Source organism: Zooshikella ganghwensis (assembly GCF_018263875.1).
GTDB classification, from domain to species: Bacteria; Pseudomonadota; Gammaproteobacteria; order Pseudomonadales; family Zooshikellaceae; genus Zooshikella; species Zooshikella ganghwensis.
In genome coordinates, this window is record NZ_JAEVHG010000002.1 from 230,366 (window position 1) to 246,952 (window position 16,587).

Sequence of the window (16,587 nt, forward strand, 5' to 3'; positions counted from 1 at the left end):
CAGACATAAGTCAAAGTATGACTACTGTTTATTTAAATGTGACTGGAAGATTGCAAAAGGTAGGTTTGCAATTTTATATACAATTGACCTGACCGCTAGCCCAAAGTATTCCGCAAATGGGCAGGAATAAAACGTCGCTCTACCCCTTCAAACAGCCACTCAGTAAGAATAGCAAGTAATGCCGCAGGAATAGCACCAAACAATACTAGAGTCGTATCGTTTAATGAAAGTCCCATCACTATGGGTTCTCCTAAACCACCCGCACCAATAAAAGCTGCTAGTGTCGCAGTACCAATATTAATAATTGCAGCTGTGCGAATCCCCGAAAAAATCATAGGTACTGCAAGGGGTATATAAACATGACGCAATTGCTCTCTAGGGGTTAAGCCCATACCAACAGCGACTTGCTGCATAACTGGGTCAAGTGTTAATAATGCTGTTAATGTATTGCGCACTATAGGCAATAGAGAATACAAAAATAATGCGACTACGGCGGGTACCCAGCCAATCCCTAATAAAGGTATCATTAATGCTAAAAGCGCTATTGATGGAATCGTTTGTAATAAACCCGTGCAGTAAACCAGCATACGACTTGCTTGCGGTCGACGATAAACAGCGATGCTGAGAGGAATCCCCACTACACAGGAGCATATCAATGCCAATATCGTCAGCTGTAAATGTTCGATTATATAACGAGGCAGTGATTGCCAGGGACTATTTAGACCCTGTGTGTTGGATTTTTGAATCAAAGCCTCGTCAGTTAAAAATTGTTCTGCAACCTCTGCAAAACTTTGATCATCATTAACAACCTGGCTATTAAGCTGCTGCATTTTGGCTTCATCAATATGATTAGCCAAGTCTTGCAGGCTTTTGATTAATGCAGGATCAGCATCAGTGCGAACCAAGGGCACGGCGTCGTACCTCGGAAAAAAGTTTTTATCATCCTTAAGAATCCGTAAGTGATAACGAGCAATATCACCATCTGTTGTGTAAGCATCCGTGATCGCGATTTGTTTATTAGCAATCGCCTGATAAGCTAAACTATGCTCAATACCCACGGGCTGATAAGGTAAACCATAAGCTGCTGCTAATGGCTGCCAACCATCTTTACGCTTTAAAAACTCATGGCTTATGCCCAAGTTTAAATCAGGATAATTAACTAAATCAGAAATCTTGAAAATGTTATTTTTTTTAGCCATTTGTTCACTAATGACTAAAGCATAAGTATTATTAAAACCGAGTCGAGGTAATATCTTTATGCCTTCCTGCTTTGCATGTTGTTGTAGCGCGCTAGATGAAGGTGTATTTTCTAGTTTCAAAATCGCTTGAGCTAAGGTCCCAGTATATTCCACATAAACATCTATTTCTCGCTGTTTTAAAGCCTCATAGGTAATAATTGTTTTACCCAAGCCTAGTTTTCGCTCAACATCAAAGCCGTCATGTGTCAGTTTTTGCGCAATAATCTCACCAAGTAAATAGCCTTCATTAAATGCTTTACTACCAACTACTACTGTTTTTGCTAGACTCTGTAATGGTAGTAATAAGCCCACGATGAAAACGATAAACCACCGGTTCATATTAAATATGCTCCTTTACCAGTCGAGCAACATAATCTGTGGCAGGTTGACTCACCACTTGTTCTACTGGCGCAAACTGAACGATCTCGCCTTGCTGCATAACCGCAATATAATCTGATAGTTTCACTGCCTCACGCATATCATGAGTAATCAGTAATACCGTTCTTGGCTCTGTTTCCTGTAGCCTTAAAAAATACTGATAAATATCCATACGTGTTATAGGGTCTACAGCAGAGAATGCTTCATCTAACAGGAGAATGGGAGGCTTTAACATCATGGCACGACAAAGCCCAACACGTTGAGCTTGCCCTCCTGACAATTCATGAGGAAACCGAGATAAAATAGCCTGATCAAGCCCCATTTTATCTGCTAAGTAGTCCAAACGTTCCTGAATTGACAATGAGCTCCACTGTTCAAGCTGCGCTAACAATATGACATTATCTGCCGCATTGAGATGAGGAAACAAACCAATTTGCTGAACGGCATACCCCATATGTCTTCGCCAATCAGCTTGATCACTATGAGAGACCTGTTGCCCACAAATATGGATTTCTCCATCATCAGGCGGAACCAAGCCATTAATGAGCTTTAACAAAGTAGATTTACCACAACCACTGGCTCCCACAATAGCGGTTATTTTTTCTGTAGGTAACTCAAAATACAAGTTCTTAAACAGTGGCTGATTATCAAAGCTTAAACTAATATTTCGCAGCTCAACAGCTGCTTTTAGCGTTGAGTCTACTTGCACAACAAACACCCTTACTCATAATAATGTACACTCTCTAAGTTATACCCTATTTTGTGGGTACAATACTGACTACACTCAGCCTTGCATCTTCAGATTAAACCGAGCTTATAACTTGTTTCTTAGCAGTTTCACGGTGTATAGACCATTCACGCAAAAAAAAAGCGGTTATCTTGTAGATAACCGCTTGGGGCAAAACCTTAACATGCATGATTTATAAATTCAAATCCATGCAATTGAATTACTTATTAGTAATGATCTTCACAATATATGCCAACTGTCAGACAAATCAATTTATACCCTTCACAAATCATTTTATGTGCGCTATCCATAGTGCTCACTATGACAGGCCAGTGAAGCTGGTCTAATCTGTTCCCAATACATTAGTCGTTTTTGCTGCACGCTAAAGAACATCTAGATCGGTGTTCTTGACTAACATATCCCCTTCACGAATGATTTCTAGATTTTGTTATCATCATTCCTCAGCCCAGTCACCTATTATTTATAGGCTCATGGGGTTTCGTTACTCGATGGCCGCACCTAAAAACCATTCGTATTGGGTATAAATTGACTATCCTGATGATAACAAAACCGAAAAATCATTGGCGAAAGGTATATTCACGCTAAAAGCTATAGCCTACTGTGAGTCCAGCAAAATTTTGTCCACTGTTTTTTTCTGTTAATCCTCCATTTGAAAAATGTCTGGCGAACAACTCAACATTGATTCCATTATCAAATCGATATCCCACAGCCAGTTTTTCTCCAAATGTAAACTTTGAACTAATCCGATCAGTTTTTTTATCTTTAATATATGCACCTAATCCTAAAGTAAGATAGCTATTAGTGCCACTGAGTAACGCTACATCTTTTGAAAACCCAAAAAAATTAACATCAAACTCTGCTAAGCTGCCATCCCCCTTATATGCACCTACCTCAATATTATTTCGAGCAGGTAGTCTAAAAAAAGTATCGGGTTGACTATAGGAAATGGCTCCAAAATGTAGTTTTTCAAAACCATCACTTCTAAAACTTTCACCGCCATGAATAGCCAGTTGATTACTGTTATCACCAAACATGGGATTCATTTCAATATCTTCTGCATATACCGGTAAGGCAAGAAAATTTAATACCAATAATGCGACAAATGTTTCACTTCTCATTATGGCCTCACGACGTCATTATTTACTAATTTGCCATTTTATTGGAGTCAAGCATAACTGATACTGTTTTATCCTACCAATACAGGTTGTTTATTTGACAACTTAAACACAACTTATTTTAGGAATAGAACACAGTCATGCAGCACACAACCACTCCTAATAATAATACTATTACATCTCGCGACAGCTTATTCATAATAGTCAAACCCTACACGCAACTTATTTACAATTTTATGTACACCATTAAAACTCTTACCCTTTTATAAAATCGTTAAACACAGCAAACAAATAATTACTACAATTAATTGCACTTCACACATTTTTTAATACACATTAATTACCATAAAAAACTCACCCTCAAAAAAACAACATTCTATTTGGAGTATTTTTTCATGAACACCAAAACAAATTTAATTTTTGGTACTATTATTTCTCTTTCAGTTATTTCAGCAGCAATTTCAAACGCCAGTTCATTTAACGATAGCGATAGCTGCAAAAAATCAGGTACTGGATATTCTTCGTGTACAACACACGCAGGAAGTAACTTTAAAAACAACAGTACAAAAGTTTCAAATAATAACTGGCCATTCTCAAGTCACTTTCCAACCAATGATGATTGGTCGTTCCCAAATTTTCCTGACTTCCCTGACTTTCCTAATTTCCCTAGTTTTCCAACGGATAATAATTGGCCTGATACTGATGGCACTTCCAAAGATATATGTCAAGACATTGTAAAGGTTGATAAACTCAAAGGCTGGAAGACTACGGGAAATGCCAAATTAACGGGTCCAATCCAAAGCAGTATGTGTGAAGGAAAAAATGAGTTTCACTTAAGTGACTCCTCATTACAAAATGGAGAACTTATTTATCCACTTACCTCAGGCAAGCAATATAAACTGGATATAATTGTGCATGGTTTAAATAATATTGATACCAAGCTTTATGTTAGTGCCTGTGGGTCACAAAGTACACTGTCAGTTAAAGGTGACGGAAAACAGCACAAATCAACAGGAAGAGCGCAGCTTAACTCTATTTATGCAAGCTGTGATGCTATAAAAGTTTACACAGGCTACTCTGAAAACCCTAATTATAAAATTGCAATTGATAAACTTGAAGTAACTGAAAAATAGTAGCTATTGTTAATATACCCAAAACAAAGGGTTTTTATACCCCAAGGGCACAAGGGTGCGGCCGTCAAGCGATGAAGCCCCTGGGCAAGTTTACTACCGTGAAACTTGCGGTAGCCACTTTAATTGATATAACAGCGCTGCTGGGCGGTTATATTAATAAGTGACTGGGGTGGCCGTTAAATGCTCCTCGGCAATAGCTCCTGCATTGCTCTAGTATATGACATCCATGTCATTATGCATAAACTGCATTTCCACCATCCTTGGAGTGCTGACAACAAAGCCTACCAATGTGTCGGGAACACATTAGAACAGCTTCGCTGGCCCGTTAGGGTGAGCGCTATGGATAGCGCACATAAAAATGATTCGTGAAGGGTATAGTTAAGATACTTTAAAATTCAACATTTATAATAGTAAGAGTACCACGCTTCAATTTAGACAAACACAGTGGAAGTGTCTGTCTATCCGAAAGTAGTTTTTTTGTCAAAATATTCACTCATTTATTGCTGATCACTATTGTACGATTACTTCAATATTCTTCACATTCTCCACCAAAAAAAATCTGACAAATTTTGATACAATTACAGCATATAAATAGATAAATTTTCACATAATAAAAAACTCTCAATAAAACTTTTATTAAGTATCAAAACATACCGACTCAACGTGATCCGCATCACCACTTAATGAGAAACAGTTCACAATCTCGTCTCGCGCCAAACATTATAATAATTACTTTTGCTAATTCACTAAATAGATATAACCATGGATACGCGATTCTTTGAGTGTATACTGCTAATTTTTGCTTTTTATTTCACTGCCGGTCTAATTTCTCTAGACATTTATTTTTTAATCAAACATAACCTCATCATTTTTACCACTTTATTTACAGCTTATCGCCTATTTAAATATTTTTTAAAATATATAGAACGATAGTTTTTGCCCCACAAAAATAATATTAAAACTCAATCTCACAGACTAAATTTTTTTCCCATAGCATCTTTTACTTTCATCTGCATTCTAATTTATTTGCTGACTCGCAAGGACGCTTTTCTGACTAGTACACTACTCCTCACTTTTTTCAACATTTCTTGCTCTAAGGCTCCTTTACCCATTCTTGACTTAGATCACTGTTTTTTTCACATGACGGAGTATGTTTATTGTCATACAATCTACAGTATTCTAAAAACAAAGCTAACATGAGTCTTAGATATGAATAAAGCAATCCGCCTGAATGCTGCAGACAATGTGGCAACCCTGCTGGCTGATGTTCAAAAAGGCGAACAGATCCATGTTATTTCTGCGAGCAATGAGTTAGAGGGTGTTATTACCCTGCTACAAGATATTCCATTCGGCAATAAAGTTGCCTGGCAGCCGATGCAACAAGGGCAAACCGTTATAAAAGGCAGCTTTTCCATAGGCAAATCAATCAAGCCCATTGTTATTGGACAAATGGTTCATGTGCACAATGTCCGAAGCCTAAAGCTAGATATACCTGACGCAATCATTCAGCAGATTATCCAGCAAATGAATATTCAGGAGGATGTATGAAGCATTTCCAAGGGTATTTACGCCCAAATGGCGCTGTAGGTATTCGCAATCTGCTGTTAATTATTGCCGTTGATGAATGCGCTGAAGGCATCGCTAGAGCAATCAGCGATAAAGTAAAAAATAGTGTTGTTCTCACCAACTACAACACCTGTATGTATGGTGGTAATGAGGAAATGATCTCAACCCTCATTAATGCAGCCTGCAATCCAAACGTAGGCGGCGCGCTAGTGATCAACATGGGGTGTGGCAGTATAAACCCAACCATTATCACAGCCCCTATTGCTGCCTGTGGCAAACCTGTTGAATCTCTTACCTGCATCAAATCCCAAGGGACTCGCACGACGATTCGTCAAGGTACCGAAAAAGCCGAGGCGATCGCTGATGAAATTAATCATGTTGAGCGCGTCGAGGTACCCATCAGTGAGCTGTTTGTTGGCGTTAAATGTGGAGGCTCTGATACCACGTCAGGGATAGCCTCAAATCCAAGCGTTGGCCGAGCTGTTGATAAGTTGATTGACTTTGGTGCTTCTGCCGTCGCTGGTGAGCTTCTTGAGCTGTTAGGTTGTGAAGATGTTTTAAGACAGCGAGCTGTTAATGATCAAGTTGCCGATAACATTGAGCAATTAATTCAAGATGAAGAGAAACGCTGGCATGTTGCAGGTACCGACCTGGAAACAATGAGTATTGGTAACAGTATCGGTGGCTTAACAACTTTAGAAGAAAAATCTTTAGGGGCACTGGCTAAGACAGGGTCACGTCCGATTCAAGATATTTTAAAAATAAATGCTCAACAGATAGATAAACGTAAACAACCAGGTTTATATCTTTCTGAAACAACCATGCTATGTGGTGGTGCCGGGATGCATTTTGCGGCCTTAGGCTGCCAGGTAATTTTATGGACAACGGGCGGTGCAGGTTTTAACAACCCTATCGTTCCTGTAATACGCGTAAGTGGCAACCCCTCATTAATTAATGAAGATATTGATATCGATGCAACTGGCATTATGTCCGGCACAGACAGTATCGAGGCTGTTTCAGAAAAAATAATTAATACATTAAATACCGTTATAAACGGCGAACCTACCGCGATTGAAGAAATTGGTTATGCCTATTGCACGTTGTACCAAAAGGATCAGCGTGTAGAAAAATTATTAAATATTGCACCTAAATAGCCCTTTCAAAATTGAGAGGTTTAATTATGAAAATTACCGATGTTGAAGTTATTCACCTACGCATACCTGCAATAGATGAGGAATGTGAATGGGGTGAAGATGCATTGGTTGTACGTGTCCATACCGATAAAGGCATTACTGGCTTGGGAGAAGCAGATAGCTCACCCATGGTTATAAAAGCCCTTATTGAAGCCCCCAATTCAAACCTTTATTGCAATGGATTAAAAACCTTATTAATTGGCGAAAATCCTCTTGAAATAGAGCGTTTGTGGCAAAAAATGTACTGGTCATCCAACTATGTTGGACGTCGTGGTGCAGGGATTCATGCTATTAGTGCAATTGATATTGCACTTTGGGATATCGCCGCACAATTTTATGACGTTCCATTACATACACTTTTAGGAGGAAAATATCGAAATAAAATAAAAGCCTATGGCACCTTTATTCCTGTTGACTGTGCTCAAGAAAATATTAAATTTGCGCAAAATCTGGTAAAAAAAGGGTTTACCAGTATTAAGTTTGGTGGTGGTATTTTGGGTAATCATCCTGATACAGATTATCAAACCGTGAAAAGTATCCGTGAGGCTGTTGGGAATGATATTGAGTTGCAAATTGATTTAGCGACTCGTTGGAAAACCGCCGGCCATACACTTGCCATGTGCAAGCGACTTGAACCATTCAATCTGAATTGGATTGAAGAACCCTTATTAGCCGATGACCGCTACGGCTATCAAAAGCTTGCTAGCCAAGTGCCGCAAAAAATTGCGGGAGGTGAAGCGCTCACAACCCGTTATGAATTTAAAGATTTTCTTGAGTTTCACCAGCCCGATATTGTGCAACCGGATATTACCCGCTGCGGTGGTATCACTGAAATGCGCAAAATAAATGATTTAGCGCAGTTATATGGGGTGCAACTGATTCCACATGGTTTCAGTACAGGAATCCTGCTTGCAGCATCAGTACATTTTCTTGCTGCAACAGAGCATGGCACCCTGATGGAGTACTCAGAAAGTCCAAGCCTGTTAGCCAATGACAATGGACTTGTCATTGATCCGATACGTTTCGACCAAGGTTATTTGGAAGTTCCTGACCGCCCAGGGCTGGGCATCGCGCTAAATGAACAGATTATAAAAAGATATCAGGTGATGTAATCCTTTCAGTTGCGCATTCCTTCACGACAAACATAAGGAATGCGCAAAGGAGATACCGATGAAAACGACAAAAAAATTAGACTCATTTCTACTCACGACTAGCCTTATCACCGTTGGCATCATTGTTATTAGCCTGACAATGTTTCCTGAAGCCGGTAAAGCTGGTGCAAACTACTTGTTTAACCTACTGACAGCGATCTTTGGCACGCCGGTATTACTGGCTGTATTCGGTGCTGTCATATTTCTTGTGCTACTTGCCTTTAGTAAATATGGCAATATCAAACTAGGTGAAGGTACACCCGACTATTCAACATTTAGTTGGGTAGCTATGATGATTTGTGCTGGCTTAGGCTCAGCCACTGTTTATTGGGCATTTGCTGAGTGGGCATACTACTTCAACGCCCCTCCCTTAGGTGTTGATGCTGGAACCACCGCAGCCTATGAAATCAGTACTGCTTATAACCTATTTCATTGGGGAGTTAGTGCCTGGTCAACTTACTGCATAGCTGCACTGCCTGTTGCTTACCATTTCCATGTACGTAAAAACCCTGGTTTAAGTTTATCTGCAGTCTGTTCTGCTGTACGCGGCAAGAAGGAATCAACTCCCTTATGGCGTAGCACCTGTCGCGTTATTGACACCATCTTTATTTTTACCTGTTTTGGCGGCCTTTCAATCACCTTAGGGGTTTCAGTACCTATGGTGGCAGAAATCCTTGCCTCAATCATGGGTATTCAACCAAGCTTTGGGATGAACTTATCAATCATCCTGCTTATTTCTGCAGTCTTTTCCCTAAGTTCTTATGTAGGCATTAGTAAAGGGATGGCACGTATTAGCAGCATGAATACTTACTTGGCAATTGGATTTTGTCTGGCCGTCTTTTTAATTGGACCAACGCTGTACATTACAAAATCAACAGTGAATGGCCTAGGCACCATGTTCCAAAACTTTATTAAGATGAGCCTGTGGACAGATCCTGTTGATAACGGCGGCTTCCCAGAAGGTTGGACCATTTTCTACTGGCTATACTGGATTACCTATACACCATTTGTCGGCTTATTTGTCACCAAAGTATCCAAAGGGCGTACCATACGTGCAGTCATAAGTAATATGCTGGTAAGTGGTAGTGCAGGTTGCTTCTTCTTCTTTGGTATCATCGGTAATTTTTCGCAACATGCGAATATTACAAATGCCGTCGATGTTGCCGGACTTGTTGCAGCAGGCCAAGGTAACCCAGCGATTGTACAGCTTCTCAATACTTTACCGATGAGTACCATATTCATCATTCTATTTGCTGCAATCTCAATTTTGTTCTTAGCAACAACTCTTGATTCAGCTGCTTTTACCATGGCCGCAACTGTGACCCCTGGACTAAAAGCTGGAGAAGACCCATCACCCATGCACAGACTGTTTTGGTGTATTTTACTAGCCGCAGTACCACTGGCTATGCTGTTTATAAATGCGCCTTTAAATACCATAAAAACCTGCGCCATCGTGACCTCGATACCGCTCACATTTATTCTGTGTTACATGGTGTATGGCTTCATCAATTGGCTAAAAACAGATTATGGTCTACAAACAGCAGAGCAAATAATGCAGGAGTCAGATATTATCCCCAAAGATGATGTTGCAATCCCTGCCGCTACTGTTGCAACTGAAAGCTAGCTTAAAAGATTTCACACAACCAGTTAAGCCGAGATTAAAATCTCGGCTTTTTTATTTTCGACTTTCTTTTAACTTTTTACCTAATTCAGTAAAGGTAGTAATATTTTCTTTTGCTAACTTTCCTGCCAATGCTGGCTGACCTTGGCAGATAGCCTCCACAAGTGACGTATGACTATTAGCACTTTCCTTCGCATCAAAATCTAAATGAGTCATGTGTATAAACATCAGTAATTGATTTAGTACGCTATTGTACATGCGAGCAAGCCTTTGACTCCCACTAAGCACCACAATAAGCTGGTGTAGCTTTAAGTCAAACTGGCATATGTCATTCAGACAAACATTATCAGATTCACATAGCGCAACATATTGCTCAAAGAATGCTTTTAACTTTTCTCGTTTTTCATCCGTTATTCGCTCCGCCAGCATCTCCGCAGCCTGGCTTTCGAAAGCCACACGCAAATGATAAATCTCCCAAAGATCGTCTTCAGAGAAAGAGACAACACGCCAGCCAGCATAAGGTTTTTGGATGACTAACCCCTCATTTGCTAACGTATTCAACGCCATTCTAATGGTCGTACGGGACAGCTCTAAATCTTTGGAAAGCGTGCTCTCAACCAGCTTTTCACCAACCCCATAGACTCCAGAAATAATTTTTTCCCGAAGGTACTCAACCGCTTGCTCTTCTAAGCTCTGTTTAGAAAACTTCATGTAGTCAATAGCTCAATAAATGAATCACCCGGAATCTAGCGTATTGCTAAAAATGGTTTGATTCAAGTTTTACCTGCCATTTACAAATCTGTGTAGCTTTCATGACAACTCAGGAAGAGTTCAATTCCACTTACCGTGGAGGGTATCAGCAACCTTATATGGCAATTAAATATCCTAACGTTACTTTCTTAAATTGAGGCTGTAAGATAAGCACTTCTATACCCTTCGCAAATCAATTTGAGGGTTTGTTGTCATCGCTCTTGACCACCGCCCCTAAAAATCCTTCGCTGTGGGTATATATGAGAATTAGAGTACATTTCTCCAGACTATCGAATCAGTAACTTGTAGTTAAAAATATGACATTAACCATCCTGACTTCAGTACTTCTTGTTTGTTTGCTTGGCGCGATGTCACCAGGCCCTAGTCTTGCTGTAGTGATAAAGCATACAATGAACGGTGGGCGTTCACATGGATTAATGACAGCCTGGTCTCATGCAACAGGATTTGCAATGTATGCATTGTTTACAGTAATTGGCCTTTCAGTAGTAATCAAACAATTTCCACTTGCATTTAATGTTGTAATGTACCTTGGTGCACTCTATTTAGCATGGTTAGGGATCAAAAGTTTATGCTCCAAAGGGAAAAGTATTCACAGTGAAAGCTCCGAAAATAAGCTATCCGTAAGAGAGGCTTTATGCGATGGATTCCTAATAGCTTTTCTCAATCCAAAAATTGCACTATGGTTTTTGTCTTTATTTAGCCAATTCATCTCTCCTAATGCATCCTTTATTAACCAAACCCTCCTCGTTATTATCCCTTTTCTAGTCGATGGGTTATGGTACTCAACCATTGCGGTATTACTTTCTAAACCCACAGTATTAAGCAAACTTAATAAATACTCAGTTTGGCTAGACCGTATCATGGGGTGTATTTTAATAATATTAGCTTTAAAGGTCGCTTTAACTTGAAGGCTCGTAACCGTGCTCCCCAAATATCTTGTTTAAATTTTGTTAAAAGAGGTGCTGACTACTTTGATAAAATAGCTTTAAAGCATCCTACGGACAAGCATGGCTCCCCTTTTGCCAAAGTGGTGCTTAATAACTAAAGCTATGTGTCCAAGTACAAAAAAGCCAATAACCCATGCTCCGATTTCATGCAATCTCATAACTAAATTCATAGTTGACTCTTTTTCTTGCATAATATCAGGCATAGCAAACTGAAAAAAGTGTACATTATATGGGCTACTATCCATAATAATATAGCCTGTCACAGGCATAAATAACATCATAGTATAAAGTAAAAATTGCCCTATTTTTGCATGAGTTTGCTCACGCTTAGAAAAGTAAGTTTCAGGTAATTCAGGGTACTCTCCCATATTACGAGCCACAATTCTCAAAACTAAAAATAACAACACCAATATTCCACTAGCGTGATGTAGCTGTATCATCAAAAAAGTTAAACTTCCTTCCTCCCCCATCGCTTTTGCATATAAAACCGAGATAAACTGAATTGCAATCAATAGTGCCATTACCCAATGAATTAATCGAATAGAGAGTGAATACTTTTTATAATCATTCATTTAATAGTTAACCTCCATGTTTTGTAATATAAGGTTGCTAGGGCCTGTTAATACTATTACAGTTTTAAATAATTTAATAGCAAGAATGATAAGTAAAAGTTAATGTATAATTTCCAACCCACTTTCCGGTTTTAAGCTCAACCTGACTTGTTTCCCTGCTGCTAATAAATCACCAATACCTGAAGGTGTTGCATCAAGCTCATTACGTAAGGCTGAAATAGCACTTTTATCGGATGATCTCATAGGGGCTAAGTCAACAACAGTTAAAGTAAGTTTATCAGAGCTATGCCTAGGACCTTTCACATTCAATACTATACCCTCTGGGAGTAATCCAACATAATATAATTCATTACCCTGCCACAAAGGCTTGACAGAAATTTTACCTCCAACAACACTTGGCATTAACGCCAATTGATGATGTGGACTATCTAGCTTGATATATAGGTAAGGTGATTGTCTTCTAGACTTAACTCGAAATGTATTAAGCATTGATGAATTTCCCTTATAATCTGTATGTTCACTCTTTTCAATGCTTTCAAATGCATTCCATGGTGTTAACTGAGGGCTTTTTATATTAATAACATCTCTCTTTTTCACAAAAACTTGATACCACGGTGCTGGAATAAAGTCTGGCGTTGGACTCGGCCCCTCTACATTCTTTAATAGCTTAGGTGGTATCACTTCACTGCCAAACAAATCCATTGGCACAAACGCGTAATAATGACGACTAAAGTGTTCAGACTCATTCTGATAAACCCAATGATTGAGAACACCGGGATGAAGTTTATTATTGACAGGTAAATATAGTGCCGTTACAAACAAAGCTGATATAACAAGAGCAATACTACAAATTATACCCCGAGAACCTACTATTTGACTTATGATAACAGTTAGCGGCATAGCTAATAAGACAACAGGTATGGTGATTATGGCACAGCTCATAATACCAATACCATCAACAATCCAAAAAGTTAATGGTAACCAAAGCAAACATACAGGTACCCAACATAAAACCTGTAACCAATATATATTGTTAGTCTTCACTGAACTATTAAACTTTAATAATGCAAGACATAAAACAACTACGACTAGCGGCACAATAAATAAATAAGAAGCCACTGCTAACATCATAGAAGAAATAAGTCCTAAAACAACATAAACACCCCATATTCCCAACCAAAAATGTAAACTACTCTGGCGCTGGCTTTTAATGAGTTTTTTAACTAGCAACATTACTACAAATATAGCTAATATGACCTGTAGTGATAGTGTTACATAAGGATAAGCACTCCAAGGAACAGCTGATTTCGTGATGAGCTTTAATAACATTTCTACACTTAGCGTGAGTGCAAATGCCAAAATACAAGCAACAGGGACACAAATAAAACCTAACCCGATTTGACTTAATTGTTTTCGCCATCCACCATAATGTTGAGCTACACCTATACCCAACCATATAAATGCTACACCAAACAATAACATTGCAGGTAATGTCCACTTCATATCCCAATGAATAATCCATCGAGTCAATACATCAAAATATACCAAACTTTCTTTATTCAACGTTTGATTTAATGACTTTTCGTCAAGTGAATCAATATATTTGACTAATTCGAGTACATTATTACCTTGATGCTGTACACTTCCCAAGTCAATATTATCTATCGAGTCTAGAGGGGTGTGGTAATGATAAATATTTGAAAAAAATGCAAAGTGAGCCCCAGATTTACCTTTTGGTAAATAAATCGACATATCTGATGCATTAGGTAGATGCGTGTAAATAAACGGTGCAATGGAATTTCCTGCCGGACGACTAAGTGCTTTTGCTGCAGCCAAAGCTGTCAAGGCTTGATTGCTACCAGACTCAATTAAAAAACTGAGTCCTTGATTACCTCGAGCCTCAAGATTAATAATATAGTCTACAGCGTCAAAGAGTGGATTTTCTAAAAATAATGATGCTCCAAGTAAACCTTGTTCTTCAGCATCTGTAAACAGTAATATGATATCCCCGTTTAAGTTTCCTTGATGCAATAGCGCTTTAGCAACTTCAACAAGGCTAGCCACATTAATCGCATTATCTGCAGCGCCCGCTGAAGCATTCACCGAGTCATAGTGAGCCGTTAAGACGATTTTTTTACCTGAGTTCTTACCTGGAATAACAGCCAAGATATTACTCACTAGTCCACAACGATTACCATTGCACGCTTCTCCAATACGTACTTTTGGCAATAACCCTAAAGAATCAAGTTGCTGAACTAAGCGCAGTCTAACATCCTGTTGTGCCAAGCTCCCTGTTGGGTGCGGTTTTTCTGGAAAAAATATTTTTTTGTAAATAGCCTGAGCACGCTTGGCAGAAAAAAGTGTATTACTGGCATCAGTCGGCAATGGCTTGGGTGGTTGTAACATATAACTTATTAAGAAGACCAACACCACAATAGCAACGACACAGAAAAAAACTGGTAGTCTGTCATTACTCTTTTCTACAGTTACCATGGATTGTAGGTAACCATCTATTTTTTTTTCAGGCAAGTCCGAATACATAATGTTTTTCTATAGAAATAGATAGCGATACTATAATTGCAAGCACATACAATAATATGCAACATGAAAAGCCGTTAATACAATGGATATTAACGGCTTTTCTACTCTCAGAGTTTATTTAACAGCAATATAAATTACTCATTATTCCTTAGCCATTAACTTACTCTGAACATCAGGTGTTCATTGTTTCCGCTCGATTTATTTAGTTGCTTCAATAATGCCATGAGGCGTCCAACCTTCGCAGTCAATAGCTTTGGCATCTTTAAACCCTGCAGCATCCAACCACTCCATATATTGACGCCAGGCATAAATCATTCCACCTTCAGCAGGGATTGCCGCAAAATACACACTGTCTAACGCAGCCATAAGAGGACCATCCCCTTTATCATTTGAGATAGAGTTAAATATAATAACTTTACCTCCAGTAGGTAATACTTCTTGAGCTTTTTTTAGTAGTTCAATATTTTGTTCAGGTGTCCATATCACTAACTGATGTGAAAATAAAACACAATCATGCCCCTGAGGAAAATGATCATGAAACATATCGCATTGAACCACATGAATACGATCTTCTAAGCCCTCTTTTGCAATTCGTTGTCTGGCAATAGGCACTGTTCCAGCAATTTCAAGAATCGTAATTTCCAAATGAGGAAATGCTTTTGCCAAAGCAATTGCATTCACGCCAGTTCCCCCTCCAACATCTATCACTTTTTTGACACTACTAAAGTCTGCGTGTTGCCATAAAAGCGGGTTACTCAGCTCAGACCAGGAATGCATATAATTATAAAAAGCCTGTTCCATCTGAGGATTCTCTGATAAACGGTGATATAAATCTCTACCGGAGCCACGAATACGACGAATGCCGACATTACTGTTTGTTTTTAAAGATTCACTAAAATCAACCTGTCCCTCATAAACCACATGCTGCTCAAAGCCAACAACATCTTTAAAAATTTGCCATTGTCCAGCCGTAATCAGTTGCTCAATGACATCAGCATTTACATACCCTTGCTCTGTTATTTCTGTTAGCCCAAGCGAGTTTGTGCCTAATAATAGAATATCAATAGCACGGGGTTGTAAATTCAGTACTTCAGCAATTTCTTCTTTGTTTAAATTAGGTTTCTCATGTAATAAATCTAATAAACCTATATCACATGCCGCATTTAAATACTGAAATGCAGAAGCGCCAAATAGAATAGGCGTTAAGTCTTCCATTGTTAACGGTTTACGCTGGTGAGCGATAGAGTGGACATTTTTTGTCGTTGACATTACGTCTTTTTGGTGTAGACCCATTTTTTTCAATCTCCTTATTTACTTACCTGTGACTCAAAAGAGCTATGCCTTTTAAATAGGATTAGTAAGCCTTTTCAATTTTTATTATTTCTTAAAAAATATTGTGCCGTAGTTTTTTATTCAGTACGAACAGAACGTGGTCTCATATCGACCCATACTTCATCAATATAAGCCACACAGTCAGAGCGAACGCCCTTAAATCCTTCCTCTTTCCAGCCTAAAGGACATGGTTGCTCTCTGGGCCAAATGGAATACTGCAGCTCTTCATTCACAACAACTTTACACTCAACACGATCATCGTTAGACAGAAATCCAGACAT

At 38.9% G+C, this 16,587-nt stretch carries 14 protein-coding genes; 6 read left to right on the plus strand and 8 right to left on the minus strand.

Going from position 1 to position 16,587, the window contains the following annotated elements; genetic code table 11:
• Window positions 1-95 precede the first annotated feature (95 nt).
• From KHS79_RS04895 to KHS79_RS04905, 3 genes are all read right to left on the minus strand, one after another.
• Entirely contained in the window at window positions 96-1,577 is a 1,482-nt protein-coding gene (locus KHS79_RS04895; RefSeq protein ID WP_212717221.1) for a glycine betaine ABC transporter substrate-binding protein, read from the minus strand.
• 1 nt (window position 1,578) lies between these two features.
• Window positions 1,579-2,325 (minus strand): ATP-binding cassette domain-containing protein, encoded by a 747-nt coding sequence (locus KHS79_RS04900; RefSeq protein WP_212717223.1) that lies wholly within the window; start codon window positions 2,323-2,325, stop codon window positions 1,579-1,581.
• 620 nt (window positions 2,326-2,945) lie between these two features.
• Entirely contained in the window at window positions 2,946-3,482 is a 537-nt protein-coding gene (locus KHS79_RS04905; protein WP_212717225.1) for an acyloxyacyl hydrolase, read from the minus strand.
• Window positions 3,483-3,874: 392 nt separating this feature from the next.
• Between KHS79_RS04905 and KHS79_RS04910 the strand changes: the two genes are divergently transcribed.
• From KHS79_RS04910 to KHS79_RS04930, 5 genes are all read left to right on the plus strand, one after another.
• The gene (locus tag KHS79_RS04910; RefSeq protein WP_212717226.1) at window positions 3,875-4,612 is read left to right on the plus strand and encodes a hypothetical protein; all 738 of its coding nucleotides are present in this window, start codon (window positions 3,875-3,877) and stop codon (window positions 4,610-4,612) included.
• A 1,209-nt stretch (window positions 4,613-5,821) separates the two neighbouring features.
• Window positions 5,822-6,160 carry a UxaA family hydrolase gene (locus tag KHS79_RS04915; RefSeq protein ID WP_212717228.1) on the plus strand — a complete coding sequence of 113 codons (339 nt, stop codon included), beginning with the start codon at window positions 5,822-5,824 and terminating at the stop codon, window positions 6,158-6,160.
• Window positions 6,157-7,332, plus strand: coding sequence for a UxaA family hydrolase (locus KHS79_RS04920; RefSeq protein WP_212717230.1), 1,176 nt, complete (start codon window positions 6,157-6,159; stop codon window positions 7,330-7,332). Before KHS79_RS04915 ends, KHS79_RS04920 begins: the two co-directional genes overlap by 4 nt.
• 26 nt (window positions 7,333-7,358) lie before the next feature.
• Window positions 7,359-8,483: a mandelate racemase/muconate lactonizing enzyme family protein gene (locus tag KHS79_RS04925; protein WP_212717233.1), complete on the plus strand. Its 1,125-nt coding sequence runs from the start codon at window positions 7,359-7,361 to the stop codon at window positions 8,481-8,483.
• 58 nt (window positions 8,484-8,541) lie between these two features.
• On the plus strand, window positions 8,542-10,146 hold the full coding sequence (locus KHS79_RS04930) for a BCCT family transporter (protein ID WP_051311458.1): 1,605 nt from the start codon (window positions 8,542-8,544) through the stop codon (window positions 10,144-10,146).
• 51 nt (window positions 10,147-10,197) lie between these two features.
• Here KHS79_RS04930 and KHS79_RS04935 read toward each other — a convergent pair whose 3' ends face one another.
• Window positions 10,198-10,854, minus strand: a complete 657-nt coding sequence (locus KHS79_RS04935; RefSeq protein WP_027708459.1) for a GntR family transcriptional regulator — start codon at window positions 10,852-10,854, stop codon at window positions 10,198-10,200.
• 356 nt (window positions 10,855-11,210) lie between these two features.
• Between KHS79_RS04935 and KHS79_RS04940 the strand changes: the two genes are divergently transcribed.
• Window positions 11,211-11,822, plus strand: coding sequence for a LysE family translocator (locus tag KHS79_RS04940; RefSeq protein ID WP_212717235.1), 612 nt, complete (start codon window positions 11,211-11,213; stop codon window positions 11,820-11,822).
• A gap of 77 nt (window positions 11,823-11,899) precedes the next feature.
• Here the strand turns inward: KHS79_RS04940 and KHS79_RS04945 are convergent, their stop codons facing one another.
• From KHS79_RS04945 to KHS79_RS04960, 4 genes are all read right to left on the minus strand, one after another.
• The gene (locus KHS79_RS04945; RefSeq protein ID WP_212717237.1) at window positions 11,900-12,433 is read right to left on the minus strand and encodes a cytochrome b; all 534 of its coding nucleotides are present in this window, start codon (window positions 12,431-12,433) and stop codon (window positions 11,900-11,902) included.
• Window positions 12,434-12,532: 99 nt separating this feature from the next.
• Window positions 12,533-14,974, minus strand: coding sequence for a M20/M25/M40 family metallo-hydrolase (locus KHS79_RS04950; RefSeq protein ID WP_212717239.1), 2,442 nt, complete (start codon window positions 14,972-14,974; stop codon window positions 12,533-12,535).
• A 198-nt stretch (window positions 14,975-15,172) separates the two neighbouring features.
• The gene (locus KHS79_RS04955) at window positions 15,173-16,267 is read right to left on the minus strand and encodes a methyltransferase (RefSeq protein ID WP_325167579.1); all 1,095 of its coding nucleotides are present in this window, start codon (window positions 16,265-16,267) and stop codon (window positions 15,173-15,175) included.
• A 116-nt stretch (window positions 16,268-16,383) separates the two neighbouring features.
• Window positions 16,384-16,587, minus strand: coding sequence for an MbtH family protein (locus KHS79_RS04960; RefSeq protein WP_212717249.1), 204 nt, complete (start codon window positions 16,585-16,587; stop codon window positions 16,384-16,386).